This window comes from Micromonospora sp. NPDC000668, assembly GCF_042897975.1.
Classification (GTDB): domain Bacteria; phylum Actinomycetota; class Actinomycetes; order Mycobacteriales; family Micromonosporaceae; genus Micromonospora.
Genome location: NZ_JBIAYP010000003.1, coordinates 66,683 through 92,724, shown reverse-complemented (window position 1 = coordinate 92,724; position 26,042 = coordinate 66,683). Strand labels below are relative to the sequence as shown.

Here is a 26,042-nt window from a genome sequence, read left to right as displayed (position 1 = left end):
CAGCCCGGCGTCGCCGCCCGGTCTCCACCCAGGCGATCCACAGACGGGCAGGGTAGATTCTGCGAATGCCGGAGCTCGTGTACCCGCCCGTTATCGCCGCCGCCAAGACGATGTTCCGGGTCCTCGACCTGAAGATCACGATCGAGGGCGCCCATCACGTACCCCGCACCGGCGGGGCAGTGCTGGCCAGCAACCACGTCAGCTACCTCGACTTCATCTTCGCCGGCCTGGGTGCACACGCGTCGCACCGGCTGGTCCGGTTCATGGCCAAGCAGTCGGTCTTCGGGCACCGGATCGGCGGTCCGTTGATGCGCGGGATGAAGCACATCCCGGTGGACCGGCAGGCTGGCGCAGCCTCGTTCCGCACGGCCGTGGACGCGCTCAAGCGCGGCGAGGTGGTGGGCGTCTTCCCCGAGGCGACGATCAGCCGGTCGTTCACCGTCAAGGAGCTCAAGAGCGGCACGGTCCGGATGGCCCGCTCGGCGAAGGTGCCGGTGCTGCCGGTCGCGGTGTGGGGCACCCAGCGGCTCTGGACGAAGGGTCGCCCACGCACCCTCACCCGCCGGCACACCCCGATCACCATCCTGATCGGCGAGCCGATCGACCCGGCGGACTTTCCGGACGTGAACGTGCTGTCCGCCGAGTTGACCACCAGGCTCAGCGCGCTCGTCGACCGGGCGCAGCGGGAGTACCCGGACTCGCCGGCCGGCCCGGACGACACCTGGTGGCAGCCGGCGCACCTGGGCGGCAGCGCACCGACACTGGAGGAGGCCGCCGCCCTCGACGCCGCTGGTGAGCACCGCGCCCCCAGCGTGTGACCTGGCGGCGATGACCGGATCGTTCCGCAACCGGGCATGATGGTGTCTGCCATCGCGGCCGCCATCCGGCCAGGATCAGAGACATGAGCAGAGCAGCACTCGTCGTTGTCGACGTCCAGGAGTCCTTCCGCCAGCGCCCGATCTGGGCGTACGGCTCCAACCCCGACCTGGTCCGGCAGGTCGACCGGCTGGTCGCCGCCGCCCGCCAGCGCGGCGACCTGGTGGTCTGGGTCCTGCACTCCGAGCCCGGCACGGGCGGGGTGTTCGACCCGGCCCTCGGGCACGTGCGGCTGATCGACGGTCTGGTCCCGGCCGAGGGTGAACCGACGCTGGTCAAGACCGCGCACAACGCGTTCAGCACCACCAACCTCCAGCAACTGCTCACCCTGGCCGGCATCCACGACCTCACCGTCTGCGGCATCCGGACCGAGCAGTGCGTCGAGACCACCACCCGGGTCGGCGCGGACCTCGGCTACCGGATGACGTTCGTCACCGACGCCACGCTGACCTTCCCCACCCCGCACCGGGACCTGCCGGAGACCGCCACCGTCGAGGAGATCCTCGCCGACCCGCGCACGCTCTCGGCCGACGAGATGGTCACCCGCACCGAGTACGCGCTGGCCGGCCGCTTCGCGACCATCCGCACAGTGGACGAGTTGACGGGTGCGACCCTGACCGGCGTACGGGGCTGACCAGGTGACCCGGGTCGTCTTCCTGCTGGTCCCGCAGCTGCACCTGCTGGACCTCGCCGGACCGGCCCAGGTCTTCTCCAGCGCCGCCGACCTCGGGTACGACTACCGACTGCACTACGTCGCCGAGCGGGAGCAGGTGCCCAGCGTGCAGGGCGTACCGCTGGTCGCCGAGACCCGATGGCCCGAGCTGACCCCGGACGACCTGGTGCTGGTACCCGGTTGGCGACCGTCGGCGCACGGCCCGCAGGGACCGGTGTCGGCGACCGACCTGCGGCGGCTCGCCGAGCACCACGCGGCCGAAGGCACGGTGGCCAGCGTCTGCGCCGGTGCGTACGCCCTCGGTCGGGCCGGGTTGCTCGACGGCCGGCGCTGCACCACCCACCACGAGGTGCAGGACGACCTGGCCCGCCGGTACCCGGCGGCCCGGGTGGCCCGCGACGTGCTGTACGTGGTCGACGACCGGGTGGTCACCTCGGCCGGCATCGCCAGCGGCATCGACGTGGCGCTGCACCTGGTGGCCACCCGGCACGGCCCGGCGACCGCCGCCCGGATCGCCCGCACGCTGGTCGTCTACGCCCGGCGCAACGGGCACGAGCCGCAGGCCAGCGCGATGATGCGGCATCGCTCGCACCTGTCCGACGCGGTGCACCGGGTGCAGGACCTGATCGACGGCCGGTACGCCGAGCCGCTGCCGCTCGCCGACCTGGCCGCTGCCGGCGGCGTGGCGGAACGGACGCTGACCCGGCTGTTCCGCGCGACCACCGGGCTCACCCCGCTCGGCTACCAGCAGTTGCTACGGGTGGAACGCGCCGAGCACCTGATCGGGCACGGCGCGACGGTGGAGGCCGCCGCGCGGACGGTCGGCTTCACCGACGCCCGGATGCTGCGCCGCCTGCGAGCCCGCTCCACGAGGTCGACTCCGGCACTGAACGGTAGTAGTCGTCCCGGGACCGGAACTCCACTGGCAGCGAGCCCGGCAGGGTGACCCGGGTGTTTCCGGCGAGCCACCCGGAACCGGCCCGCAGCAGCAGCACGTCCCGCTCCTGCGCGGAGAGGTCGACCAGTTGCGGGTGGATGAGCCGGAACGTGGCCACCGCCCGACGGACCTGCCGGGCCAGCGCGATGACCTCTACGGTCGACCCGCCGAGGGCCAGCGCCGGCTGCTGAATGGTGCGCAGCGCGTCGCAGACGATCAGCAGCTGCGCCACGCCGTCCGGGTCGGCCGGGGGCAGCTCCAACCGGGACGGCCACTGCCAGCGGATCTGACCGCTCATCAGGCCGGTCAGCCAGCCCGCCGGCCGAAGGCCGGACGTGTCGTCGGCAACCAGGGAAAACTGCGGGCCGCTGCTCACCCAGCACATCCGCTGGTCGGTGACGGTCACCGACACCGGCCCGGGCAGCCGCCAGCCACGCTGCGACTCCGTCGGCCCGAGCAGGTAACCCGCGACCAGCAGCCGGTACCGGCCGAGCACCCGCTCGCCGGGCACCGGGCGCAGGTCGTAGCGGCGATCCAGGGTCGGCCTGACATCGTCGTCCGGCGCATCGAACCGGTGGGGGCCGATGAAGAACGGGGACGCGTCGGCGTGCATCGTCACGACCTCCCGGTCAGCTGGCTGTGGTGTGAAGCCTGGTGGATCAGCGAGCCGCTGTCATGACGCCCGTTAGGGGGTCGGCCGGTCGTGCGTCGCCTGTGACCGGTAGATGCCGATCTCCTCCGGGCGGACTAGGCCGTCCTCGATCGCCCGGGCGAGCAGCGCCGCCTTTGTGGCGGCCGGCCGCCCCGCCCGGGTGTACTTGATCCGCGCACGGTCGACATACTGCTTGACCGTGTGCTCGCTGATCCGCATCCGGCGAGCCACCGACGCCTTGGACATCGACTGGAACCAGAGCAGCAGCGCTTCGCGCTCCTTGTCGGACAGCATCGGCCGGTCCGGTCGCGGGTCGCCGACCATCGCGCCGGCCAGCGCCGGCGGCACGTACGCGCGGTCGCTCGCCGCAGCCAGCACGGTCGCCACACAGTGCTCCCGGCCCTCGTGCTTGGCCAGGAACGCCACCGCCCCGGCGTCCAACGCGGCGAGCATCGTCTCCGGGTCGGTGTGCTCCGAGTAGACCACCACCCGCCGCCCGGTGGCGCTCAGCTCGGCCAGCTTGTCCAGCACCATCCGACCGTGCAGGCGGAGGTCGAGCAGGACCACGTCGGCGTCCGGCGCCGTCCGCAGCACCTCGTCCGGGTCGTCCCCGGTGGCCAGCACGGTCAGCCTCGGCTCGGTGGCGAGCCAGGCGCGCACCCCGTCGACCACCACCGGGTGGTCGTCGACGATCGCCACCCCGACCGGCCGGTCGCCGGTCACTTCCGCCACCGGGTCTGCGCCCATCTGATGTCCCCGTCCCGCTCGTAGAGGTGCTGTACCGGCCCGTCGTCGTGCTCCCCGAGCGGCGGGCCGGCCGCCGCAGGCCCCTCCCGATCTGGCGTGACCAGGCTGACCACCACCTCGTCGGGACCGGAAACCACGGTCAGTCGGGCCCAGCCCCGCGCGTCGGCGAGGACGCCGGTGAGCGGGTCGGCCAGCCGGCGGCGGATCTCCACCGGCAGCGGCGGCGGACTGCCGATGGTGACCAGATCGATCGGCAGTCCGTTACGTTCGGCCAGGTCGGCGGCGGCCCGCAGCTCGTGCAGCAGCGGATCGGGCACGTCGTCGGATTCGGCGATGAGGCGGCGCAGCCGGGCCGCGGCCAGCATGCAGCGGCGCTGCACCTCCGGGTCGTCCGGATCGGCCTGCCCGGCGGCCAGGTCCCCGAGCACCCGCCCGGCCGCCGCGCCGACCAGGGCGAGGCGGTCGCGGCGTTCCCGAAGGGCCCGCTCGGCGGCGTCCCGCTCCGCGGCCATCGCGTGACCGGCGGCTGCGGTGGCTGCCCGGTCCCGGGCCAGGCCGACGATCGCCGCGCTGCCCATGAACACCGCCACCGGCAGCGAGAAGGTGCCGTAGACGTACATCACGTAGCGGGCCAGGTCGGCCGTGTCAGGGCCGTGCCGGAGCACGGCGGCCAACGCGATCAACGCGTGCGTGGTGAGCAGCGCGAGCAGCCCGGTGACCCGCCGGCCCCACATCGCCAGCAGGAAGAACCAGCCGAGCGTGCTCCACACCCAGTTGCCGGCGGTGAACAGCTGCCGTTCGCCGGCCGCGGCGAAGACCGCCGCGTCGACGGCGACCAGCAGCGCGGCGAGTGGCCATGGCGGCAGCTGCGCGCCGCGCAGCAGCCGCACCCCGGCCACCGCGCCGGCCACGGCGACCAGCGCCCAGCCGCCGAGCACCACCGCTGGCGCGGCGAACTCCGTGCGGGCGCCCAGCACCGCCGGCAGCCCGATGGCGGCGTGCCAGGCCAGCGCGATGGCGACGGCGGCGATCCGGGCACCCCGGTCGGAGGCGTGTGCCACCGCCGCCGGCGCGGCGAGCACCATCGTCGGCGCCGGGTTTCTGGGCCCCGGAACGCTGGTCAGGCCGGGCTGGAGCGCCGGCCCCGGGGCGCGGAGGGTTGCCTCCGGTGCTCCGGGGCGCTCCGCCGGGGCACCGAGGTCAGCCGACACCGGGCCACTCCAGCCGGATCACAGTGCCCGCGCCGGGCGCCGAGCGCACCTCGGCCCGCCCACCGATCGCCGCCATCCGGCCACGGACCGACTCGCGCAGCCCGTACCGGTGCGGTGGGACGCTGGCCGGGTCGAAGCCGGGGCCGTCGTCGGCCACCTCGACCACGACGGCGACCGCGTCCCGGGTCAACCGCAGCGTGGCCTGTGCGCCCGGCGCGTGCCGGGCCACGTTGGACAGCGCGGCGTAGGCGCTGTCGGTGATCGCGTCGGCCACGCTGGCGGGCACCGCGCACGACGCCAGCTCCAGGCTCACCCGCAGCTCCGGCAGCCGGTCGGGCACCGTCCGCAGCCGCCCGTCCAGCGGCACCGGACCGTCGCCCGGCACCGGGCCGCCGTCGGTCAGCGCGACGAGGGCACGCAGGTCAGCGGCACACCGTTCGCTGAACATGGCCGACCGCCCGGGCACCGCGCCGAGCCCCACCATGGTCAGCGTGCCGAGCACCGTGTCGTGCAGGTCGCGGTTCTGCCGGCGTTCGGCCTCCCGGGCGGCCCGGGCGACCAACGCGTCCCGAGTCAGCCGCTGGTGCTCGGCGAACGCCTGGTCCGCCCGCCCGATCCGGCGGCGCATCACGGCCGTCATCATCGCCGTGCAGGCGGTCTGCACCAGCAGGGTGGCCGCGTGCGCCCGGGCCTCGGTGGGATTGCCGGCCCCCTGCGCCCCCGCCGCGTACGCGGCGGTGACCAGCAGCCCGGCCGGGATGGACCAGCGCGCCGAGGCGGTGGCCTGCGTGTTGATCACTGTGGTGCTGGCCAGCACCGCGATCCAACTGCCCTCGCCGGGCAGCACCCCGGGCGCCACCAGGCGGGGGATGAGCAGGCAGGCCACCGCGGTGACCGCGACGTCACCGGCGACCAGGGCCGGGGTGATCCCGTGGCGCAGGGCGCGGGCGGCGTACCAGACGGACCAGCCGGTCAGTGCGGCCACGCCGGGCAGCAGCAGGGCCGGCTCGACCGGCGGGGTACGCACCGACAGCGCCACCACCGCGCCGACCAGCCCGCAGGTCAGCCGCAGCAGTGCCGGCAACGTGGTGAAGATGAGGCCGAACGCGCCGCCGGCCGGATTGTCCAGCGCGGGCGGCGGCGCGGTCGGAGTGGCAACGGCCGGCATCGGGAGGTGTCCTTCCGACAACGACCCGGTCCGGGTCCGCGCGGCAGAGATCGACATCGGAGAATAACATGACCGGTGACAGTCGATCACCCTCCATGCGCGGAGTGTCGTCGACGCGTCACCCTGTGCTGCGAGGCTGGAGCAGGTCCCACCGGTTGCCGTACAGGTCGGCGAAGACCGCGACCGAGCCGTACGCCTCGTGCCGCGGCTCCTCCAGGAACCGCACCCCGGCCGCGACCATCCGGGCGTGGTCCCGGGCGAGGTCCTCGGTGTACAGGAACAGGCCGACGCGGCCGCCGGTCTGGTCGCCGATCCGGGCCTGCTGCTCCGCACTGCTCGGCCGGGCCAGCAGCAGCGCCGTCTCCCGGGCGCCCGGCGGGCGGACCACCACCCAGCGGGAGCCGTCCGGGCGGGCGGTGTCCTCCACCAACTCGAAGCCGAGGCCGCCGACGTAGAAGTCGATCGCCTCGTCGTACTCCCGTACCAGCAGCGCGACCAGTCCCAGATGTGCCATCCGGTCATCATGCCGGCGGTCGCGCCGGCCCCGGCCGGCAGTGTCCTCCCGCTCGGTGGGGTCGCGCAGCCGGTCAGCCGAGCGAAGCCGATCCTGGTCGACCGGACGCGTCACGCTCGACCGTTGGCCCCTGCTTTGTGGCACGATTTCGCAGGTGACCAGCAAACCCGACGCGGCGCAGCGCCTGAGCGACCTGGCGCGGCTGCGCCGTGTCCGCGACCGGATCGACCGGGAGTACGCACAGCCGCTGGACGTCGAGGCGCTCGCCCGTGGCGCGCACATGTCCGCCGGGCACCTCAGCCGCGAGTTCCGGCTCGCCTACGGCGAGTCGCCGTACAGCTATCTCATGACGCGGCGTATCGAGCGTGCGATGGCAATGTTGCGCCGTGGCGACCTCAGCGTCACCGAAGTCTGTTTCGCGGTCGGCTGCTCGTCACTGGGCACCTTCAGCACCCGCTTCACCGAGTTGGTCGGTGTGCCGCCCAGCACCTACCGGCGCGAGGCGGCGGCCGCGACGGCGGGGATGCCGTCCTGCGTGGCGAAACAGGTGACCAGACCGGTCAGGAATCGAGAAGCGCCGGCTCCCGGGCCGCGCCTAGCGTGACCGTCATGCAGATCACCATTCACTCGAGCTTCCTCCCGCACACCGACCCGGACGCTTCGCTGGCCTTCTACCGCGACACCCTCGGCTTCGAGGTTCGGAACGACGTCGGGTACGAGGGGATGCGCTGGATCACCGTCGGCCCCGCCGACCAGCCCGACACGTCCATCGTCCTGCACCCGCCGACCGCCAGCCCCGGCATCACCGACGACGAGCGGCGCACCATCCTTGAGCTGATGGCCAAGGGCAGCTACTTCGGCGTCAACCTGGCCACCGCCGACCTCGACGCCACCTTCGCCAAGCTGGAGGCCAGCGACGCCGAGGTCGTCCAGGAGCCGACCGAGCAGCCGTACGGCGTCCGCGACTGCGCCTTCCGCGACCCCGCGGGCAACATGGTCCGCATCCAGGAACTGCGCTAGACCGACCGCCCGGCAGGAGTGGGTGACCGGTCGGTCCGACGCCCCTGCCGGCTGAGCCAGCGGACGCCGACGGAGACCGTGACGGCGGTCCCGCCCAACAGATGGAGACACGATGAGCAAGGCCACGGGGAAGGCCACGCAGTCGCCTGAGCTGCACGCTGCCGACCGCCACGATCTGATCCGCGTGCAGGGCGCCCGCGTGAACAACCTCAAGGACGTCAGCGTCGAGCTCCCGAAGCGCCGGTTGACGGTGTTCACCGGCGTCTCCGGCTCCGGCAAGAGCTCGCTGGTGTTCGGCACGATCGCCGCGGAGTCACAGCGGATGATCAACGAGACGTACAGCGCCTTCGTGCAGGGCTTCATGCCGACGCTGGCGCGGCCCGAGGTCGACGTGCTCGACGGGCTGACGACCGCGATCATCGTCGACCAGCAGCGGATGGGTGGCGACGCCCGGTCCACGGTCGGCACCGCCACCGACGCCAACGCGATGCTGCGCATCCTCTTCAGCCGACTCGGGCAGCCGCACGTCGGCTCGCCCCAGGCCTTCTCCTTCAACGTCGCCTCGATCAGCGGAGCGGGTGCCGTCACGCTGGAGCGCGCCGGAAAGACCGTCAAGGAACGTCGCGAATTCAGCATCACCGGCGGTATGTGTCCGCGCTGCGAGGGCCGGGGCAACGTCTCCGACATCGACCTCACCCAGCTCTACGACGACTCCAAGTCGATCGCCGAGGGCGCGTTCACCATCCCGGGCTGGAAGTCGGACAGCTTCTGGACGGTGCGGACCTACGCCGAGTCGGGACTCCTCGACCCGAACAAGCCGATCCGCACGTTCACCAAGAAGGAGATGCACGACTTCCTGTACCGGGAGCCGACCAAGGTGAAGGTCGAGGGCGTGAACCTCACCTACGAGGGTCTGATCCCGAAGATCCAGAAGTCGTTCCTGTCCAAGGACGTCGACACGCTGCAGCCGCACATCCGCGCCTTCGTGGAGCGGGCGGTGACGTTCACCTCCTGCCCCGAGTGCGGCGGCAGCCGGCTCAGCGAGGCGGCTCGGTCGTCGAAGATCGACGGGGTCAACATCGCCGACGCGTGCGCCATGCAGATCAGCGACCTCGCCAAGTGGGTACGCGGTCTGGACAAGCCATCCGTCGCGCCCCTGCTGGCGAAGCTGCAACACACGCTCGACTCGTTCGTGGAGATCGGGCTGGGCTATCTCAGCCTCGACCGGTCGTCCGGGACCCTGTCGGGCGGCGAGGCCCAGCGGACCAAGATGATCCGCCACCTCGGGTCGTCGCTCACCGACGTCACCTACGTGTTCGACGAGCCGACGATCGGGCTGCACCCGCACGACATCCAGCGGATGAACGACCTGCTGCTGCGGCTGCGGGACAAGGGCAACACGGTGCTGGTCGTGGAGCACAAGCCGGAGGCGATCGCGATCGCCGACCACGTCGTCGACCTCGGCCCGGGCGCCGGCACCGAGGGCGGTGAGGTGGTGTTCGAGGGCACCGTCGAGGGGCTGCGGACCAGTGGCACCCGCACCGGGCAGCACCTGGACGACCGCGCCTCCCTGAAGTCGTCGGTGCGGACGCCGTCGGGGGCACTGGAGGTACGCGGCGCCAGCACCCACAACCTGCAGGACGTCAACGTCGACATCCCGCTCGGCGTCCTGGTCGTCCTCACCGGGGTGGCGGGCTCGGGCAAGAGTTCGCTGATCCACGGCTCGGTGTCGGGCCGGGACGGCGTGGTGTCGGTCGACCAGGCCGCGATCAAGGGCTCGCGGCGCAGCAACCCGGCGACGTACACCGGGCTGTTGGACCCGATCCGCAAGGCGTTCGCGAAGGCCAACGGTGTGAAGCCCGCGCTGTTCAGCGCCAACTCCGAGGGGGCCTGCCCCGCCTGCAACGGTGCCGGCGTCATCTACACCGATCTGGGGATCATGGCCGGCGTCGCCACCCTCTGCGAGGAGTGCGAGGGAAAGCGGTTCCAGGCATCGGTGCTGGAGTACCACCTCGGCGGCCGTGACATCAGCGAGGTGCTGGCGATGTCGGTGACCGAGGCCGAGAAGTTCTTCGGCTCCGGCGACGCGCACACGCCGGCCGCGCACGCCATCCTCGACCGGCTCGCCGACGTCGGGCTCGGCTACCTCAGCCTCGGCCAGCCGCTCACCACGCTGTCCGGCGGCGAGCGGCAGCGGCTCAAGCTGGCCACTCGGATGGCCGAGAAGGGCGGCGTCTACATCCTCGACGAGCCGACCACCGGTCTGCACCTCGCCGACGTCGAGCAGTTGCTCGGCCTGCTGGACCGGCTCGTCGACTCCGGCAAGTCGGTCATCGTCGTCGAGCACCACCAGGCGGTCATGGCGCACGCCGACTGGATCATCGACCTTGGCCCCGGTGCTGGCCACGACGGCGGCCGGGTCGTCTTCGAGGGCACACCCGCAGACCTCGTCGCCGCCCGCTCCACCCTCACCGGCGAGCACCTCGCGGCCTACGTCGGCACCTGAGGGAACCGGGGGCGGTGACCGCCCGTCCCATCGCCTGTGGAGAGGTGGTGAGCCGGGTGCGTTCGGGCGGGACGGTACTGGCGGTGGCGCTGCTCGGCGTGGCGCTGGTCGGCTGTGCGGGCCGGAGCGCCGGGCCGGGGGTGGTGGAGGATCCCGGCCCGGCCCGGATCGTCGAGAAGTGGACCTCGTGCGCCGAGGCGGCCCCGCAGTCCGGTGAGCTGCCGGCGCCGGGCGGCGACGACCCGGCGATCGGGCGGATCGACCCGGCGTTCACCCCGGTCACCGCCGTGCTGTGCGGCCGGGAGGTCCGGCCGCGACCCGGCGGCGGTCGGGAGCAGGTGGCCACCGAGCGGCGGGCCGAGGAGATCGGTCCGCTGATCGCCGCCCTGCGCCTCCCCGACCAGCAGGCGGACGGGGAGATCGCCTGCACCCTCGACATGGTCATCCCGCCTTGGTTGGCACTACTGGACGAGCGGGGCCGCTGGCTGCGGCCGTACCTGCCGGTGAACGAATGCCGCAAGCCTCGTCCCGAGGTACTGGCGGCCCTGGACGCGCTGCGACTGACCACGGTGGACACCCGTACCGTCGGGGAGGTCGAATCCGCGGCGGCGGAGGCCGCCGGCTGCGAGCAGCGGTGGGCGGACATGGTGTGGGTGGAGACGACGATCGGACGGCCCGGACCGCCCGCACCGGCGGTCCCGGACGCGGAGCCGCTGCGCTTCTGCGTCTACCAGGTGCCCGCGTCGCAGCAGGGCGGCGGCAAACCGGCCGGTGACTTCGCGTACGGCGGGCCGCTGCCGCCCGACCGGCAGCCCGCCGTACTCGGCAAACTGGCCGCCGCTCGGCCGGCGACCGAGTGCGCCACCCCGGCGTCCCGCTTCGCCGTGCTGCGCCCGCTCGACGGCACCGGCGGACCCGACCGGTACGTGGAACTCGACGGCTGCCTGCGCTTCCTGGTCGTGGCACCGACCGGTGGGTCGCAGCTCGGGCAGGGCGACGCCGCGCTGGCCGAGCTGCTGGGGCGTCGCTGAGCCACCTCCGGTTCGCTCTTTCCGCGATCCCGCCCGGAGCGCCGTGGTGGTCTGCTGCACTGGGTGTCGGGGAGCGCGCCGGTGCGGTGAGGAGCAACCATGGGACGGTTGGCCTGGTCAACCTATGTCGCCCCGGCCAAGCCGGTCGTGTCGACGAACCTGCCGCCGGGCGAGAGCCGCGAGCTGTGGTCGCCCACCAGCTCGACGCTGATCTACGGCGATCGCGACGCCGTCCTGGTCGACGCGTTACTGACCGTCGACGAGGGCCGGGCCCTGGCCGACTGGGTCGCGGCGAACGGCAGGAACCTCACGACGATCTACATCACGCACGGCCACGGCGACCACTTCTTCGGCGCGGCAGCCGTGCTGGAGCGCTTTCCTCAGGCGCGGATGGTGGCACCTCGCGGCGTGGTGGAGAAGATGCGCGTTCAGCTCGGGGAGCAGTGGCTCGACGGTGTCTGGCGCAAGGGTTTCCCCGACCAGCTCGCCGAGCATCCACCGATGGCGGAGCCGTTGGCCGATAACACGATCGATCTTGAGGGCGAGCAGTTGGTCGCCGTCGAGGCGGGCCACACCGACACCGACAGGACGACCGTGCTGCACGTACCGTCGCTCGGTCTCGTCGTCGCAGGCGACGTGGTCTACAACGACGTCCACCTGTACCTCGCCGAGGCGGGCAACGACGGCATTCAGAGCTGGTACGCGGCCCTCAAGATGGTCAACTCGTTGCGGCCGTGTGTGGTGATCGCCGGGCACAAACGTGACGGCGCGGACGACGATCTGACCAACGTCGAGGAGACCCGCCGCTACCTGGAGGAGGTCGAGGCCGCCGCGCAGCGTACGGGAAGTGCCGAGGAACTGTACGCGGCGATCATCGAGCGCTACCCGGACCGGATCAACCGTGCCGTGGCCTGGAAATCCGCCCAGGCGCTCAAGAGCTGACGAACCCGGCTCAGTTGACCGGCAACACCGCCGGGCCGCCGCCGGCGATGGACCGGGTGAGCTTGGGACCACCGGACCAGAAGTAGCAGCGCACCCCCCGGTCACCGCGCGCCCACAGCTCCGGCGAGGGGAAGCGGTACGAGGTGCCGGTGCGATAGCGCAGCTTGGCATCGACGGGCACCTTGGCGTAGCGGGCAACCGCGGTGCGGCAGGCCGAGTGCACCGAGTCCTCGTCCCGGCCGGCGTCCTCGTAGGAGCGGTCCGGGGCGGTCCAGATGCCGACGAACTCGTACTGGTGCGCGGTGGTGCAGCCCGCCGGGCGAAGTCGACCCCACTCATCCTCGTTCATGCAGCCGTACGTCAGCGGCGAGCGGCTACCCACCGCGTTGCGCAGCGTGCCAGCCCGGTGGATCGCCCGTTCGCCGTCGCCGTTGGCGCCGTCCACCTCGTCCAGCTCGAAGATGTCGCACCGGTACCAGCGGCTGCCGCCTGTCCAACCGGCCGGTGAGGTGGGCGCGACCTGCACCGACAGTCGGGCCGTGCGCCAGTCGCCACCGACGAACTCCTTGGCCCGGGTGTCACAGTCGGTGAAGACGGCGCGCATGGCCGCCGACTCCACCTTGGGCGGGGCGGTCCGCGCCGCCAGGGCGCCGGTGAAGGTGCCGACGTGGAACGTCTCCACCAGGTGGGTCTTCGCGCAGTCCACCGGCGCGTAGCTGGCGAGGTACGCGGTCGGTTCGGGGATCACGTGGCACTCGCCGGCCTTCGGGCTGTACTGCTGCGCCTGGGCCATCGGCTTCCAGTCGTCGGACAGGTCACCGTCCGTGCCGGCCGGCGTGCCGCAGCCCGCCAGCGTCATCGTGATGAGCGCAGCCGTGACCGCTGCCCTGGTGTGGCGTCGCAAGTGTTTCTCCCCGTGGCCCCGTGCCGACGCGCGCAGCATATGGCACCGGGGGAAAGATCCGACATCTGCTTCTGGGCGGACCGGCGCCGCCAGGGCAGCGCGGTTGCCGCTACTTCTGGCCAGCGACGTAGACGCCGCGTCCGGGTTGGCCCACGACCAGGTCGCGGTCGTGCAGGAGCGAGACCGCGCGGTAGGCGGTGGCGACGCTGACCCCGAACTGATCGGCCAGCTCGCTCGTGCTGGGCAGCTTCGTCCCTGGCGCGAGATCGCCACTCTTGATCTTCGCGGTCAACTCGTCGGCGATACGCCGATATTCGGCAGGTGCAGAGGGCATGAGGTCCGGTTCCCTTGGTTCGGCCCTGCCATCTGACCATGGCTCAACCTCCGTCAGCAAGTGATGTAAGAGGATCACGCACGGTGGGTTTACCTACGTCAGATAGTGACGTAGGTTGTGGGTGGCTGCTCCCTTGGTTCGGCAAACCGGTGGTCAGCCCCGTCAGGGCGGCGTGGATCCCGTCGCCCTGACGGCTGTCCCTTGGGCTTGACGCAGGAGTGCCGATGAACCGGATCCGCTACGACGACTACCTGTTTGCCACAGCGCTGACGCTGGCTCGGCGGCACCGACCCGTGTGGAGTTGGACGCGTTGGCGACGGGTCTGCCGATGCGGCTCGGAGCTGCCCTGCCGCACCCGGCACCGCCTTCCGATCAGCCGGGGCCACTGGCCGTCGTGAGCGTTCCGGCCACGGGGGACGTCGTACTCATCGGTGCCGCCGCCAGCGTCCAGTTCGCCGGCGACCGCACTCTCCGGCTCCGCATCTCCGCGGTGAACCTGGGTCCGACCTACCACGGTTGGATCTGGCTGACCGGCTACGTCCTCGACAAGCGCGGGCAGGCGGTCGACCGGCGTGAGATCTACGTGCAGGAGGCAGGCGTCGAGATCCTCAGCGCCGACGCCATTCCGGCGAGGCGCGCCTTGGGGGAAAGTCAGAGGTGCGGGCTACGGTCCCGGCATGGCAGCCAGCATTGACCTGACGCTTGACTCCACGGACGCCCAGGTGCTCGCGGCGTTCTGGAAGACGGCCCTGGGCTATGTCGACGAGCCGCCGCCCGCTCCCTTCGCCACGCGGGAGGAGTGGCTGGCGCAGTTCGACCTACCGGAGGACGACCTCCCGGAGCACGCTGCATGGCTGTGCGATCCCGATGGCGTCGGCCCCCGCCTCTCCATCCTCAACGTCCCCGAACCCAAGACGGCGAAGAACCGGCTGCACATCGACATCCGGGTGCCGGGCCACGGCAACCCCGACGAGCGGTGGGCACGGATCAGGGCAGAGTCGGAGCGCCTGGTGAAGGCGGGCGGGAGAGTCCTGGAGGAAGTCGACGAGCACCACGTGGTGATGGCCGACCCGGAGGGCAACGAGTTCTGCGTGGCCGCAACCTCAGTCTGAAAAGCCGCCAGGAGGACCACCCAACCGGCGACCGCGAGTCGCAGGCTTCGCCGTGCCGGTTACCTCGGTTGTTGTAGGCCTTCGCGGGTCGCGTCCGCCGGGGCTGTCGCTACTTCCACTTGTCGTCCTTGAACCGGACGACCAACACGAGTAGGACGGTTCCGAGCGAGGCGAAGAGCAGTCCACCCGGAATCGTGGTCCACGACATCAGGAACGACAGCGAGCCGGACGTGTGCCCGTTCTCCGCAACGAACTTCCCCGGGTCGGCCGGGTCCACCCAGACCGCCATCCTCGGTCCGGGAGTCTTGTGGCAGCCGGTTACACCGGCGCAGGGGATCCAGGTGCTGTACTGCCTCGACTCGTACAGGTAGGAGACCTCGATCCGGTCGATACCGCTGCCCCGACCGCCACCCCCGGCCCGGTCGGAGACATACGCGGTCACCGGTACGCCGTCAGATCGCAGCCGGTCCGCCTCGGACGACACGTGCCAGCGGAAGGCCAGGGCACCGCCGGCCAGACCCAGGCCCGCCAGCAGGATGATCAGCCCCATTAGCAGCACCTTCCTGCGTGGACGAATGCCACTGGCAGGCGGTGCGAGCGAAACGCGCCGTTGCTTCTTCACCGGCTCACCCTCCCTGGAGGGGCACAAACCTATTGCCCGGCTGGGGATCGGACCATCGTCGAACTGGTCAGCCCGTGCAGCGTTTCAGTTGCGGGCGTACCTGGGTTGCGATTACAGGGGCCCGGCAAAGCGCGATCACCGACCTGCGCGTGCACCCGCCCACTCGCACTACTCGGCACTCACCTGACGACTATGCCGGGGCGCTGCCCAGGTCACACGGACGAATCTACGGGGCTCCGCAACAGGATTCGCGCCTCAGCAACGCCATCGGTGAGGTCGATCTTGGCGCCTAACCCGTGCATGATGCGCAAAGCCCGTGCGTTGCCCGGTTCGATCCAGGCTGCCAGAGCCTGAATACTCAGAGAGCTTGCGGTGGAGGCGAGGTGGTTGACTACCGCCGTTCCGATCCCGAGGTTCTGCCAACGGTCTTCAATTAGTAGTGCTATCTCGGCCTCGGAATCCGGCAGGTGCATCAGGCTGGCGAAGCCTATGACACGTCCACGATCATTGTTCGCCCTGAGCAAGACGGTCGAGCCTTGTTCCGGATCGGTCAGCCTCCTCCATTCGACGGGTCGGAGGCCATCGCGCGGGCCGTGATAACGGGCTCGCCGGGCTTCTCGCGAGCAGCGCATGTGCAGGTCGTTGACGGCTGCCAAGTCGCAAAGACGGGCGGTTTGAACAAGTACATGCACGTCCCACCGCCTGGCGATTCTCAGTGATCCTTCCGCCGCACATAAACTTGCAGCCAACTTTCCTCCCCCATTGTGGTCACGCATTCGGTGAAGCATCGGCATCGGCATCGGCGGCCGGTCACTGAATCTCTCCAAGCTGACCCAGCCTGCACGAATGCTGCCTTCGATGCTGACACCGGTGCGGCCATCGCTTCACCAATCCGATCAGTTGCGTGCCCACTAGCCCCAACGGATAGCTGTGCTCCTGGTTCAGTCGAACGTTCCCCGCTGAGTCCAAGCCCGGCAAAACCGTCAGGTGATGCCGATTAGCGCCAGTGGCGGGTGCACGCGCAGATCGGTGATTGCGTAGACGGTCTCGGTAGTGAACCGTTTCCACTTCGGACGATCAACAAGGCGTAGGAACCTCGATGACTATCTGAACCGTCATGCCCGCCTGCTACCACCAGCACGGGCACGTCTGCACCAACCACATCAGGCCGGGCACCCCACGAATTTGTCGGGCATCGGTTGCGACTATGGGCGGCATGCGGGATCTCTCCGATCGTGTCGACTTTGTATCTTATCTGCGGCACCCGCGCAACGGGCAGTTCAGAACTGCTCAGAACTGCTCAGAACTGCTCGGGTTGTTGGAGTCCACGGCTGTCGCCGGTCATCCGCAGGCGTACTTCCGCTCACCTGATGAACCACTGTGGGTCGACCGCTGGCAGATCCGCCGCACCGCCGAGGGTGGGTTCAACTACGCGGACTACGTGCGGACTGCGCTGGCCTCCGGCCGGGCAGACAACGGCGTGTTCGGCGCGAAGCTCATGTGGGGCACGTTGGACGAGGTGGTCGACAAGCTCGCGCGGGTCTACCCGGATCTTGCCGGCAACGACATCGCCCTGCTGAACAAGGCATTCGGCCGTACCCGCTTCGTCTTCGTGCGACGGGATGACGTACTGGCGCAAGCGGTGTCCTGGCTGCGCGCCGAGCAGACGGCCACGTGGTTCATCGGCGGCAACGGAGAAATCGGCGGCGACGCCGGCAACGGGCAGGCACCCCGCTTCGACGCGGACGGCATCACGCACCTCATCGAAACGATCAAAGAGCACAACGCGGCCTGGGAGTCGTGGTTCGCCTCGTGGGGGATCGAACCGCACGTCGTGCGTTACGAGGAACTCGACACGGACATGGTCGCCACCACGCACCGCGTTCTCGATTTCCCGGGCTCACCCTGCCGGCGGGGTGCACCATCGTGGCCCGCCATCAGCGCCAGGCCGACGAACTCGTGGCGGCGGCGCTCAAGAAGCGGGGCAGTAGGCCGATCGTTGTAGACGGGATCGGCTACCGCTGGTTCGTCCGCCGGAAGCCGACGTACAGCCAGGGCTTGACCTGGTCGCCGCTGAGCTTTGCTGTTGAGCGGGCGGACCCACCTGGCTGCGCCACCCTCATCGTCCGGCTGGCGTCCCCTCATCCTGACAACTGGATGAATGCTCCAGCCTCGCCGGTGCTGCCTTCCGCGGTCGCCAGCGCCATACGGCAAGCTCTTGACCGTGGCTGGCAGCCGGATCATCCCGGATCGCCGTTCATGCTGAACCTCGGTGACGAGGACCAACTCCCGTAGCTGGCGACGGTCTAGAGGTCGCACCGACTGTCAGCTTGGGGAATTGTCGATCTCCGGCCGTCTACTGGGTTGGCGGCCTGGTCCCGGCGGTCTCTCGTGGCCTCGGCCGGCCCTGCTTTCCTGGCCCAATGGCACGCCTCAGACTCCTGCCTGTGGGCCATGGATCGATAGGATCATGAAGCATGACCTCGGCAGATGAACTGCCTCTCCTTGAGGCGCTCCTCGATGCGTTCGACCGGCTATTTGACCGACAGACCACCGTGGTCGACGTGCATGCGCTGCTCTACGCCACGGCCAGGGCTCTGGCCGACTCGGCCTTCGGTAAGGACGTGGCAGCCGCCGAGTCGGCACTGGAGGAGATCATGAGATCAGATCGAGGGCCGGCTGAGGCTGTTGAGCAGGCAATCGACGCGGTGGACCCACTGAGGCGCCGCATCGCCGACCGGTTGTAGCTCGGACACATCGAGCGGACCTGGCACAAGATCCGGCTGCGGCCGACCTCGACTGGCTGCGCCTGCACGACCTGCGCCATGCCTGCGCGACGTTTCTGCTCGTCTCGGGGGCCTCGCCGCAAACGGTGATGAAGGTGCTTGGCACAGCCAGATCGGGCTGACCATGAACACCTACGCCCATGTCCTGCCGGAGATCGAGCGGGCCGCCGTGGACGAGGCCGTGAGGCACCTCTTCGGCTGACTTGTCGGTACGAATGACTGTACGGGGGCCGTGGTTGATCGACCGGACCGGGACGCAGCGGCCACTGACGTGGGGTAAGGAATGTGCGCCCGGCAGGATTCGAACCTGCGGCCTTGGGATCAGAGAAGGGTTGCGGATTGCTGTCCAGGCTGTTGCAGCCGTGGTCAGGACGTCTGTTGTCGTCGGGCATCGCCGGCGTGAGGGGGTGGTCTTGGCTGTACGAATGGCTGTAGCCCCACCGACAGTCGACGTCTACGGTTCACGATCATGGAAGCCTCGATCGCAGGCGTTCTCTTCTACGGCCTGAGCCTGCGTTCTACATCCCGTTGCCGAGGCACCATTGCGCCAGTCAGTTATCGAGGCGCCATTCCGTCCCGGACATGGAGGGCCAATGCTGCCGCACGAGGCGCAGCGACCGTTCATCGCGCTCGGCGCGATGCCGATGAGGGTGTTGCTGCAGGCGTATTCAGCGGCGGTGCGGCGCGGAGCGAGCAGCGTCGGCACCCTCGACCTGTTGTGCCGGGTGGCGCTTTACGCCAAGTCAGTCCCGCCGTGGCTGCTTGCGGGCTCAAACGGTGCGAACCTCATGCGGATGGTTGCTGATCCTCGCCGGATCCCAGCCGGGCGAACAGTCAGCGAACTGTTGTCCGAGTCGGTCAGCGAGTTCGACCAGGAGGTGCAAGCGATTCTGCGCGAGGTCGAGTGGAGAATCAACCGCCGGCCGGACAGGCGGCTCAGAAAGCCTGACGTGCAGGACACGCGCCCTCGCCCATCGTGGACGAATGGCGTTCGTACGGCCCTGGACGGCGCGCTGCATGCCGCGCGCGACCACCGTGTACCGTTCGCCAACCTGTCTCATCTCGTGCTCGGCATGCTGCAGCTGCGCGGCTGCGACGGGACCCACTATGTATTCCCCTATGAGTACGCGCGGCTGTCGGCCATTGACCGGTTGGGCGCCGAGCCGACGATGTGCAGGACCGACGAGCCCTATCCGGACCTCGACGACGAAAGGTTGGCGCTCTGGCCAGGCTCTGGGTCGCTGCTCGACCGACTCGCGGGACGGTTCTTCGCGCGCGCATCTCGACTCAGCCGCCTCGGCCCGATCCTGGTCGGAGTCGAGTTCGAGGCGAAACGCCAGGCAATCCGGCTCGACCATGACGTGATCGGCCCACTGCACATCCTGCTCGCGGTGCTCACACACGACGCCACTCTCGAAGCGGCCCGAGTCCGGGTGCCCGTCCATCACTCCGGCCGCAACCGAGGTCCGGCCGTCCTGCGCATCCACGGTGTCGATGCCGACCGCCTGCGCCTGCTGGCCGCGCGGCGCGGCGGGCCCGAGGAGCCGCCGGCCGAGGTGCTCACCAAGCAACTGAGCAGTCAGCGCCCAGGCGACCCGTTCACGGGCACCGACGTCGTCACCGCGATGGCACGAGCCATGGAGATCTCGCTTGCCTACCGGCACCCCGACACGGGTACCAGTCACCTCTTGCTTGCGCTGATCGAGGACGATGCCGGCGACGGCAGCGCTATTCTGCGCGACCTCAGCGTTGACCCGACGGCGCTACGAGCGCGCGTCGAGCAAGACCTTCGTGCCGCACCCGCCGCTTGGTAACCGCCGGCCGGCCAACAACCAGCCGTCCTTTCGTGAACGACACCGCCGAGGGACTACGGAAGGTTGACCAACTCAATACGGACTTCGGCGGCCGTAGTGATCGCTTCGACCGGGAGCGGAAAGCCGCTGACCTGGGGGGTGATGTTGGTGCGCCCGGCAGGATTCGAACCTGCGGCCTTGGGATTAGAAGAAGATCACGGATGGCTGGTCAGGTGGCTTCGCCCCTGGTCAGCTCGTCCGCCGTTGTCGGGCGGCGTCGGTATTGGCGGGTGGTCTTGGCTGTACGGATGGCTGTACAGCTCGCCGTTGATGGGGTAGCGGACACGCGTCCTGCTGCCTACTGTGCCAGCCATGATGTTGGAGTCTCCCCTCGCAGCGATGTCGTCGTCGGGCTCGCCCCTCGAGGACCTTGTCTCGGTCGTGGCGATGTGGGTTATCGGTTTGGTCGTCCTGTACGGAGTGATTCGGGTGGCCGTTCGTCATGGGATCCAGGACGCAGACCGGCATCGCACCAACGGTCGACTCAAAGACAAAATCTGATCGGACTCGCAGCTTGGGAATCGCACAAGATCGGTTCGGGGCACTACGTTCTGCCTGGTCGACATGACCTCGAGCGGCCTGAAATGCCCTCCGTTGACACCGGTTTGTGGCCCGTGGATGGCCCAGCCCCGACCGTGGAGGTGGCCGGAGGCCACCCCGTAGGAGTGGCCCCCGGCACCGGCGATTCAGTTGGGTTGATCGGCCCAGGCGGTATCGAGGATTACCTGGTACGAGCTGATCCGTACCGGCGAGAGGGTCAGCAGCTCGTGGGCGAGCAGTTCCCCAGTGTTCGGGTGGAAGATCAGAAGGGACTGCTGGTTGTGCTCGCGGTCGTCGAAGGTGATGGCTACACCCTTGCGGCCGGCCCGATCGGTCACCTGGCCCCGCCACAGGAAACCGGGCACATCGGCAAGGCCCCGCAGGATCTCAGCTCGCGTCTGGCGCGGAACGACATATCGCCCGTACACCGTGTTGACTTCCTTGCTGACGGCGCCCGCGCCGTACCTGACCTTGAGCAGGTCGTTCACCTGGGCTCGACCCGACGGCAGCGGTGCGAGGTCCTCCGGTGGCAGCGGCATGTCGTCGGGCGCGGGCGTTCCGGAGGCGGAAGCCTTGGACTTGAGGTTCCGCTGCCAGTACTCCCGGGACTCCTGGTCCGGATACTGCGGCTCAAGCTGGGTCCTGACCTGCTTACCGGTCCCGTCGGCCGCCTGCCAGACCTTGGTCTCGTCGGCGAAAGCGACATGGTGGCGGCCGTCGGCGGACGTCATCACCGGGTCGCCCCACGTCTTCGTGTGGTGGTACATGTACCGACCGGTGCGGTTGTCGTACTCCGCATCGACAAGCCTGCTCGCCAACGCGCGTAGCTCGCTCCCCGCGTCACGGGTGACAGAGCCGTACGCCACCGGCACGAGCACCACCCCCGGATCCGCCCCGGGCGGACCGGCGATCCCCGAGGTGTCCGGGCTGGACGGGCCGAACGTCTGGACGATTGCCGCGGCGCCGACCGCTACGGTCAGCGCCCCGGCGGTCAGAACCAGCCTGCGCGTCGGGCGTGCCCGGCGGTGATGGGCGGCCGGCTCGGCGACAGCCTCCGCGCGGACGATCAGATCGTGTGCCGACAGCCGGGGCGGTGCGATCGTGCTGTGCCGGGCCGGGTCAGCCGGACCGAGGAGGGTACGCGTTCGCTCTTCTCCGAACATCACATGGCCTTTCGAGGACTCGCCAACACCGGCTGCTGCGCCGGCGGTACAACTCGGTGCGACATGGCTTCGTTGAGGCGCCTACGGGCGCGGTGCAGACGCACGGCAGCGGTGGTGCGGGTACAGCCGAGGACCTGAGCGGCCTCGGAAACTGTCAGTTCCTCCCAACCGACCAGCCGGAGGATCTCCTGGTCGAGGTCGGCGAGGGTGGCTAGAGCGGCGTGGAGATCGGTGACGCCCACTGTCGCGTCGGCGCCGGACGAGCCCGGCTTCTGCAGAAGGCCGGCGTCGGCAATCGGTAGCACCTCCGGCGCAGCTCTCCGAGCTCGCCACTCGTTCGCCAGCAGGCGACGGGCCACCCCGTACAGCCAGGGCAGGCTGCGGTTCGGAACCTCGCGGCGACGCCGCCAGGCGACGACGAACACGTCCTGGGCGAGTTCAGCCGCCGCGTCCAGATTGCCGAGCCGACGCTGGCCGTACTTCACCACGTGTGGGTAATCGGCCGCGTAGACGCTGGTGAACCAATCCTCATTGCGTTCTCCCGGTGGACCCATCCAAGACTCCCGCCTGGTTGACGAACGTTCACCCTGGCTTGTGTCATCTCCAGCCCAATGATTACCGCCAACCACCTGCCAGAGCCGCACGCCGCGATAAAGCTGCCTCCGGCTGCAACGGCTCCGCCAGGTGGAACGTCGACGCTCCCACACGCTCAGGTCTGCTTCCAATGCCTGCGGCTCAAGTCCCCTGCGACTCAAGCGGATCTCCTCGTCGGGCAGTCGTAGACCGTCCAGCCTCCCCGGACGGGGACCAGGTGGAGCGCCCTACCGGCCGAACGACCTGGTCCCCGTCCGGGGAGGCTGGTAGCCCTTGTGGTGCCTGGCGAGGCGAGCCGCGGCGGCATCTCTGAGGAGGGCCGGGGTTCGGGGCGGAGCCCCGAGGTCTTCGTGGTCCTGGTCGTCCGTCAGCGTGGCCGGCCGGCCCGGCCGATGCCGGCCGGAGGTCGCCAGCAGGCCGGGGCCGGGCCGGCGCGGCCCGCTTGCGGGCCGCCTTGATGTGGGCTGGGGCGAGGGCAAGCGGTCGCGGAAGTGGGTCTACGGCAAGACGGAGCGGGAAGTGCTCGGCAAGCTGGTCGACCTTCGCCGCCGCCAGGAGCAGGGGCAGAACCTCGCCGCCGCTCCTCGGACGGTCGGGGAGTGGCTGGACGAGTGGTTGCGGATGAAGGAGCGTGACGGGACACGGCCGTCGACGTTGCAGGGCTACCGGAAGCTCATTGAGAACCACGTCCGCCCGGCGCTTGGCCGGCTGGCGCTCGACAAGCTGACGCCGACCGTCATCCGCCGGCTGCTGGCCGAGAAGACGGACGCGGGTCTCTCGGCAACGACGGTTCGGCACATCCACGGGCTGATCCGGAACTCGCTCGGTGACGCGGAGCGGGAGGAGCTGGTGCACCGCAACGCCGCCAAGTCGGTCCGTCCGCCTGCGATGAGGCAGGTCGAGCGTCGCGCCCTGGGCGTGGACGAGGCCAAGCGGTTGCTCGACGTGCTGCGGGGACACCGCCTGGAAGCGCTGTACGTCTGCGCCTTGACGGTCGGGCTTCGTCGCGGAGAACTGCTCGGACTCGCGTGGTCTGACATCGACTTCGACGCCGGCACCCTGACCGTTCGGCAAACCGTCCAGCGGGCAGAGGGCCACCTTCAGATCGTTGCGCCCAAGACGGAGCGGTCTCGGCGGACGGTTCCGGTGCCGGCGCAGACTCTCGCCCTGTTTCGCGCGCACCGTCGGCAGCAAGCCGCGGACAGGTTGGCGGCGGGGGAGCGGTGGCAGGATCACGGCCTGGTCTTCCCGTCCAAGGTCGGTACGCCGATGGACCCGGACCACATCGACCGGACGTGGCACAAGATCCGGGCGGCGGCCGGACTCGACTGGCTGCGGCTGCACGACCTGCGGCACGCCTGCGCGACGTTCCTGCTCGTCTCCGGGGCCTCGCCTCGCACCGTGATGAAAGTGCTGGGTCACAGCCAGATCGGGCTGACGATGAACACCTACGCCCACGTCCTACCCGAGATCGAGCGGGCCGCCGTGGATGAGGCCGCGAAGCACCTCTTCGGCTGACTTGGCTGTACGAATGGCTGTACGGGGGGCCGTGGTGATCGTCTCGACCGGAATTGGAAGCCCTTGACCTGCGGTGACGGTGGTGCGCCCGGCAGGATTCGAACCTGCGGCCTTGGGATTAGAAGTCCCCTGCTCTATCCGCTGAGCTACGGGCGCGTGGCGTGGATGTCGCGCCAAGAGGGTACCGCCGCCCCGCCGGCCGGCGGCGAAAAGGGTGCCCGCGTCCACGTTGCCGAGCAGGGTCTCACGGAGGACGGGTGGCCGGCATCCGGGTTCCCACGGACCGACCCGGTGCTGGACCGTACCCTCGGCTGGTGCTGCTGGACTCCGAGGCCGAGAACGACGTCGCCTACGAGCTGTGCCAGATCGTCGGCCGCGCCATCCTGCCGTACCGGTCGTCGGACGACACCGATCATCGCTTCGGCACCGCGTTCTTCTACCAGGGCACCGACGACCCGGTGGGGGAGTCGCTGCTGACGGCCGCCGAACTCATTCGTACCCCGGGTGGGGAGTTGGGTCTGCGGCCGAGCGTGACCGAGCCGACCGGGGTCGCCCCGGCCGCCGTCGTGGAGGGCGAGATCAGGCCCGGCTGGGCACGCTTCCCAAGCGACGGCGTCGCGGTGCTGCCTACCGGCGGGCTGCACCGGTACGCCGGCGACGGTGGCTGGTCGTGGCGGGTCCAACCGGTGCCCGCCCGGATCGCCGCCGGCCCCGAGGTGGTCGCCCGCCTCGGCGCCGACGCCAGTTCCGCTTTCGTGCTGGCCCACGGGGTACGCGAGGACGGGTCGCGGCCGCTGGAGGTGGCGATCGAGCGGGTGGTCCGCGACGGGGACACCGTGCGGATCACCACGGAGCTGCCGCCGGGGTACGTCGGGGCGCCGGTCTTCGTCGTGCAGGCCGACGCCACCGGGGAGGTGTCGCTGTACTGCCTGGGCCTGGTGCTGCCTGGCGTCGGTGGTCACCCGGTGGCGACCTTCGACCGGATCCGGGCCGTCCTCCCGCCCACGCCGGGCGACGCCTGAGGCGCGACCCGCGCCGACTCGCCGGCGGATGAGGCCGCCGCCAGCGAGCCGTTGCCCGGCTGGGTCAGCCGACGGCCGTCGCCGCACCTGCCTGATCGGACGCCGGACGCCGAGTTTCCGGCAGCAAGGCTCCGTCCCTGGTCGACGTGGTGTCGGGCGAGGCGGTGTCCGTTGGGGCGGCGCCGGGCGAAGCACCGTCGGTCAAGACGGTGTCAGCCGGGCCTGCCGGGGCGGTGGGGCCTGCGGCGAGGAACGCTTCGGCCCACCGGCCGACCTCGTCGAAGACCTTTCGGCGTACGGCGGGGCCGGAGAGCGTGAGGTCGTGCAGCCCGCCGTCGAAGCGGGCCAGGGTGACGTGGCGGCCGAGGCGGGGCGCGTACCGGACCATGTGCTCGACATCCAGCACGGCGTCGGCCAGGGTCGCGTTGTCGTGCCATTTGGTGCCCCGGAACGAGCGGGTCGAGCAGGCCATCAGCACCGGCACCTGGATGTCCAGCCCGGCGCGCAGTCGGCGTTGGCCGGTGCGGATCGCGTTCAGCCAGCCGGCCCGGACCGGGAACCCGCCCAGCGGCTTCCACGCCAGGTCATAGGTCCACTCGCCGCGGTGGTCGGCGTGGAGACTCTCGCCGTACACCTTGCCCAGCCCGAGCGGCAGGATGCGGTGCGGCGCCCTGCGGCCCAGCCGGGAGGCGGCGGCCGCGAGGGGTCGGCGCACCGCCCAGGGGGCGTTCAGGTCGAAGAAGGGGCTGTTGAGCACCAGGCCGTCGACGGTGCCGGCGTCGCGGCGGGCGTCCGCCCAGAGCGAGATGATCAGGCCGCCGGTGGAGTGGCCCATCGCCAGCAGGGTGTCGTGCCCGTCGTCCTTGCGGATGATCTCGGCGGCGGCGTCCAGCTCGGGGAAGTAGTCGCTGATGTCCTGGCAGAAGTTCGGGGTCTGGTGCGGGAGCAGGCTGCGACCGTACTTGCGCAGGTCCAGGGCGTAGAAGTCCCAGCCCCGCTCGGCGAAGAAGTCGGCCAGGTGGGTCTGGAAGAAGTAGTCGACGAAGCCGTGCACATAGAGCACGGCCCGCCCGGTGGGGCGCTCGGCCCGCCGCCGGACCAGGGTCGCGACGACCGGTCCCTCGTCGTCGGTGCCCAGGTCGATCGTCTGCCGCTCGTACGGCGGCCCCAACACGTCCGGTTCCACGTTTGCGACGCTACGCCGGCAACCTACCGAGCGGTAGCCCCGCGCCCCCGCGTGCACCTCTCCGCCCCGCGATCTTGCACTTGTTGCCTCCGCGCGGAAGGCGCGAGAGGTGCAAGATCGCGGGGCGGAGA

The 26,042-nt window shown here is 70.2% G+C and carries 27 protein-coding genes and 1 tRNA gene; 15 read left to right on the top strand and 13 right to left on the bottom strand.

Annotated elements, in window-relative coordinates:
• Nucleotides 1–65 precede the first annotated feature (65 nt).
• The 3 genes from ACFY29_RS16620 (at nt 66) to ACFY29_RS16610 (ending at nt 2,495) form a co-directional block, all read left to right on the top strand.
• Nucleotides 66–818, top strand: coding sequence for a lysophospholipid acyltransferase family protein (locus ACFY29_RS16620; protein ID WP_328419651.1), 753 nt, complete (start codon nt 66–68; stop codon nt 816–818).
• A gap of 83 nt (nt 819–901) precedes the next feature.
• The gene (locus tag ACFY29_RS16615; protein ID WP_386987003.1) at nt 902–1,510 is read left to right on the top strand and encodes an isochorismatase family protein; all 609 of its coding nucleotides are present in this window, start codon (nt 902–904) and stop codon (nt 1,508–1,510) included.
• A gap of 4 nt (nt 1,511–1,514) precedes the next feature.
• Nucleotides 1,515–2,495, top strand: a complete 981-nt coding sequence (locus ACFY29_RS16610) for a GlxA family transcriptional regulator (RefSeq protein WP_386987002.1) — start codon at nt 1,515–1,517, stop codon at nt 2,493–2,495.
• Here the strand turns inward: ACFY29_RS16610 and ACFY29_RS16605 are convergent.
• The 5 genes from ACFY29_RS16605 to ACFY29_RS16585 all read right to left on the bottom strand — a co-directional run bounded on the left by ACFY29_RS16605 (nt 2,377) and on the right by ACFY29_RS16585 (nt 6,778).
• On the bottom strand, nt 2,377–3,099 hold the full coding sequence (locus ACFY29_RS16605) for a hypothetical protein (protein ID WP_386986999.1): 723 nt from the start codon (nt 3,097–3,099) through the stop codon (nt 2,377–2,379). The two genes, ACFY29_RS16610 and ACFY29_RS16605, sit on opposite strands and share 119 nt — an antisense overlap.
• A 72-nt stretch (nt 3,100–3,171) precedes the next feature.
• Entirely contained in the window at nt 3,172–3,885 is a 714-nt protein-coding gene (locus ACFY29_RS16600) for a response regulator (RefSeq protein ID WP_386986996.1), read from the bottom strand.
• Nucleotides 3,858–4,970 (bottom strand): hypothetical protein, encoded by a 1,113-nt coding sequence (locus ACFY29_RS16595; protein ID WP_386988440.1) that lies wholly within the window; start codon nt 4,968–4,970, stop codon nt 3,858–3,860. The genes ACFY29_RS16600 and ACFY29_RS16595 overlap by 28 nt, the downstream gene beginning before the upstream one ends.
• Before the next feature lie 115 nt (nt 4,971–5,085).
• On the bottom strand, nt 5,086–6,264 hold the full coding sequence (locus ACFY29_RS16590; protein ID WP_386986992.1) for a sensor histidine kinase: 1,179 nt from the start codon (nt 6,262–6,264) through the stop codon (nt 5,086–5,088).
• Nucleotides 6,265–6,382: 118 nt separating this feature from the next.
• Complete coding sequence (locus tag ACFY29_RS16585) at nt 6,383–6,778, bottom strand: VOC family protein (RefSeq protein WP_386986989.1); 396 nt, start codon at nt 6,776–6,778, stop codon at nt 6,383–6,385.
• 154 nt (nt 6,779–6,932) lie between these two features.
• On the opposite strand from ACFY29_RS16585, the gene ACFY29_RS16580 reads away from it, so the two are divergent.
• From ACFY29_RS16580 to ACFY29_RS16560, 5 genes are all read left to right on the top strand, one after another.
• Nucleotides 6,933–7,382 (top strand): helix-turn-helix transcriptional regulator, encoded by a 450-nt coding sequence (locus ACFY29_RS16580; RefSeq protein WP_328419637.1) that lies wholly within the window; start codon nt 6,933–6,935, stop codon nt 7,380–7,382.
• 5 nt (nt 7,383–7,387) lie between these two features.
• Entirely contained in the window at nt 7,388–7,798 is a 411-nt protein-coding gene (locus ACFY29_RS16575; protein ID WP_328419636.1) for a VOC family protein, read from the top strand.
• 112 nt (nt 7,799–7,910) lie between these two features.
• Entirely contained in the window at nt 7,911–10,304 is a 2,394-nt protein-coding gene (locus tag ACFY29_RS16570; protein WP_386986985.1) for an ATP-binding cassette domain-containing protein, read from the top strand.
• Between the two features lie 14 nt (nt 10,305–10,318).
• Entirely contained in the window at nt 10,319–11,335 is a 1,017-nt protein-coding gene (locus ACFY29_RS16565; protein WP_386986982.1) for a hypothetical protein, read from the top strand.
• A 99-nt stretch (nt 11,336–11,434) separates the two neighbouring features.
• Nucleotides 11,435–12,277 carry an MBL fold metallo-hydrolase gene (locus ACFY29_RS16560; protein WP_386986979.1) on the top strand — a complete coding sequence of 281 codons (843 nt, stop codon included), beginning with the start codon at nt 11,435–11,437 and terminating at the stop codon, nt 12,275–12,277.
• A 10-nt stretch (nt 12,278–12,287) separates the two neighbouring features.
• Here ACFY29_RS16560 and ACFY29_RS16555 read toward each other — a convergent pair whose 3' ends face one another.
• Nucleotides 12,288–13,136 (bottom strand): septum formation family protein, encoded by an 849-nt coding sequence (locus ACFY29_RS16555; protein ID WP_386986977.1) that lies wholly within the window; start codon nt 13,134–13,136, stop codon nt 12,288–12,290.
• Between the two features lie 154 nt (nt 13,137–13,290).
• Nucleotides 13,291–13,515: a winged helix-turn-helix domain-containing protein gene (locus ACFY29_RS16550; protein ID WP_355609249.1), complete on the bottom strand. Its 225-nt coding sequence runs from the start codon at nt 13,513–13,515 to the stop codon at nt 13,291–13,293.
• Between the two features lie 394 nt (nt 13,516–13,909).
• Here ACFY29_RS16550 and ACFY29_RS16545 point away from each other — a divergent pair, with 394 nt between their 5' ends.
• Together ACFY29_RS16545 and ACFY29_RS16540 are read left to right on the top strand one after the other, a co-directional pair.
• The gene (locus tag ACFY29_RS16545) at nt 13,910–14,209 is read left to right on the top strand and encodes a hypothetical protein (protein WP_386986975.1); all 300 of its coding nucleotides are present in this window, start codon (nt 13,910–13,912) and stop codon (nt 14,207–14,209) included.
• A complete protein-coding gene (locus ACFY29_RS16540) occupies nt 14,193–14,627 on the top strand; it encodes a VOC family protein (protein WP_386986972.1) in 435 nt (144 codons plus the stop codon). The genes ACFY29_RS16545 and ACFY29_RS16540 overlap by 17 nt, the downstream gene beginning before the upstream one ends.
• A gap of 109 nt (nt 14,628–14,736) precedes the next feature.
• Here ACFY29_RS16540 and ACFY29_RS16535 read toward each other — a convergent pair whose 3' ends face one another.
• Together ACFY29_RS16535 and ACFY29_RS16530 are read right to left on the bottom strand one after the other, a co-directional pair.
• Entirely contained in the window at nt 14,737–15,177 is a 441-nt protein-coding gene (locus tag ACFY29_RS16535; protein WP_386986969.1) for a DUF3592 domain-containing protein, read from the bottom strand.
• 284 nt (nt 15,178–15,461) lie between these two features.
• Nucleotides 15,462–16,025 carry a GNAT family N-acetyltransferase gene (locus tag ACFY29_RS16530; protein ID WP_386986967.1) on the bottom strand — a complete coding sequence of 188 codons (564 nt, stop codon included), beginning with the start codon at nt 16,023–16,025 and terminating at the stop codon, nt 15,462–15,464.
• A 440-nt stretch (nt 16,026–16,465) separates the two neighbouring features.
• Between ACFY29_RS16530 and ACFY29_RS16525 the strand changes: the two genes are divergently transcribed.
• From ACFY29_RS16525 to ACFY29_RS16515, 3 genes are all read left to right on the top strand, one after another.
• Nucleotides 16,466–17,254, top strand: a complete 789-nt coding sequence (locus ACFY29_RS16525; protein WP_386986964.1) for a Stf0 family sulfotransferase — start codon at nt 16,466–16,468, stop codon at nt 17,252–17,254.
• A 472-nt stretch (nt 17,255–17,726) separates the two neighbouring features.
• Nucleotides 17,727–17,996, top strand: coding sequence for a hypothetical protein (locus ACFY29_RS16520; protein WP_386986962.1), 270 nt, complete (start codon nt 17,727–17,729; stop codon nt 17,994–17,996).
• Between the two features lie 632 nt (nt 17,997–18,628).
• Nucleotides 18,629–19,849: a Clp protease N-terminal domain-containing protein gene (locus ACFY29_RS16515; protein WP_386986959.1), complete on the top strand. Its 1,221-nt coding sequence runs from the start codon at nt 18,629–18,631 to the stop codon at nt 19,847–19,849.
• A 725-nt stretch (nt 19,850–20,574) separates the two neighbouring features.
• Here the strand turns inward: ACFY29_RS16515 and ACFY29_RS16510 are convergent.
• Complete coding sequence (locus tag ACFY29_RS16510; RefSeq protein ID WP_386986957.1) at nt 20,575–21,591, bottom strand: CU044_5270 family protein; 1,017 nt, start codon at nt 21,589–21,591, stop codon at nt 20,575–20,577.
• Nucleotides 21,591–22,145 (bottom strand): RNA polymerase sigma factor, encoded by a 555-nt coding sequence (locus ACFY29_RS16505; protein ID WP_386986954.1) that lies wholly within the window; start codon nt 22,143–22,145, stop codon nt 21,591–21,593. Before ACFY29_RS16505 ends, ACFY29_RS16510 begins: the two co-directional genes overlap by 1 nt.
• Before the next feature lie 559 nt (nt 22,146–22,704).
• Here ACFY29_RS16505 and ACFY29_RS16500 point away from each other — a divergent pair.
• The gene (locus ACFY29_RS16500) at nt 22,705–23,703 is read left to right on the top strand and encodes a tyrosine-type recombinase/integrase (protein WP_386986951.1); all 999 of its coding nucleotides are present in this window, start codon (nt 22,705–22,707) and stop codon (nt 23,701–23,703) included.
• 80 nt (nt 23,704–23,783) lie between these two features.
• Here the strand turns inward: ACFY29_RS16500 and ACFY29_RS16495 are convergent.
• Nucleotides 23,784–23,859, bottom strand: a tRNA-Arg gene (locus ACFY29_RS16495).
• 158 nt (nt 23,860–24,017) lie between these two features.
• Between ACFY29_RS16495 and ACFY29_RS16490 the strand changes: the two genes are divergently transcribed.
• The gene (locus tag ACFY29_RS16490; RefSeq protein WP_386986948.1) at nt 24,018–24,725 is read left to right on the top strand and encodes a hypothetical protein; all 708 of its coding nucleotides are present in this window, start codon (nt 24,018–24,020) and stop codon (nt 24,723–24,725) included.
• A 64-nt stretch (nt 24,726–24,789) separates the two neighbouring features.
• Here the strand turns inward: ACFY29_RS16490 and ACFY29_RS16485 are convergent, their stop codons facing one another.
• Entirely contained in the window at nt 24,790–25,911 is a 1,122-nt protein-coding gene (locus tag ACFY29_RS16485) for an alpha/beta hydrolase (protein WP_386986945.1), read from the bottom strand.
• Nucleotides 25,912–26,042: the final 131 nt, after the last annotated feature.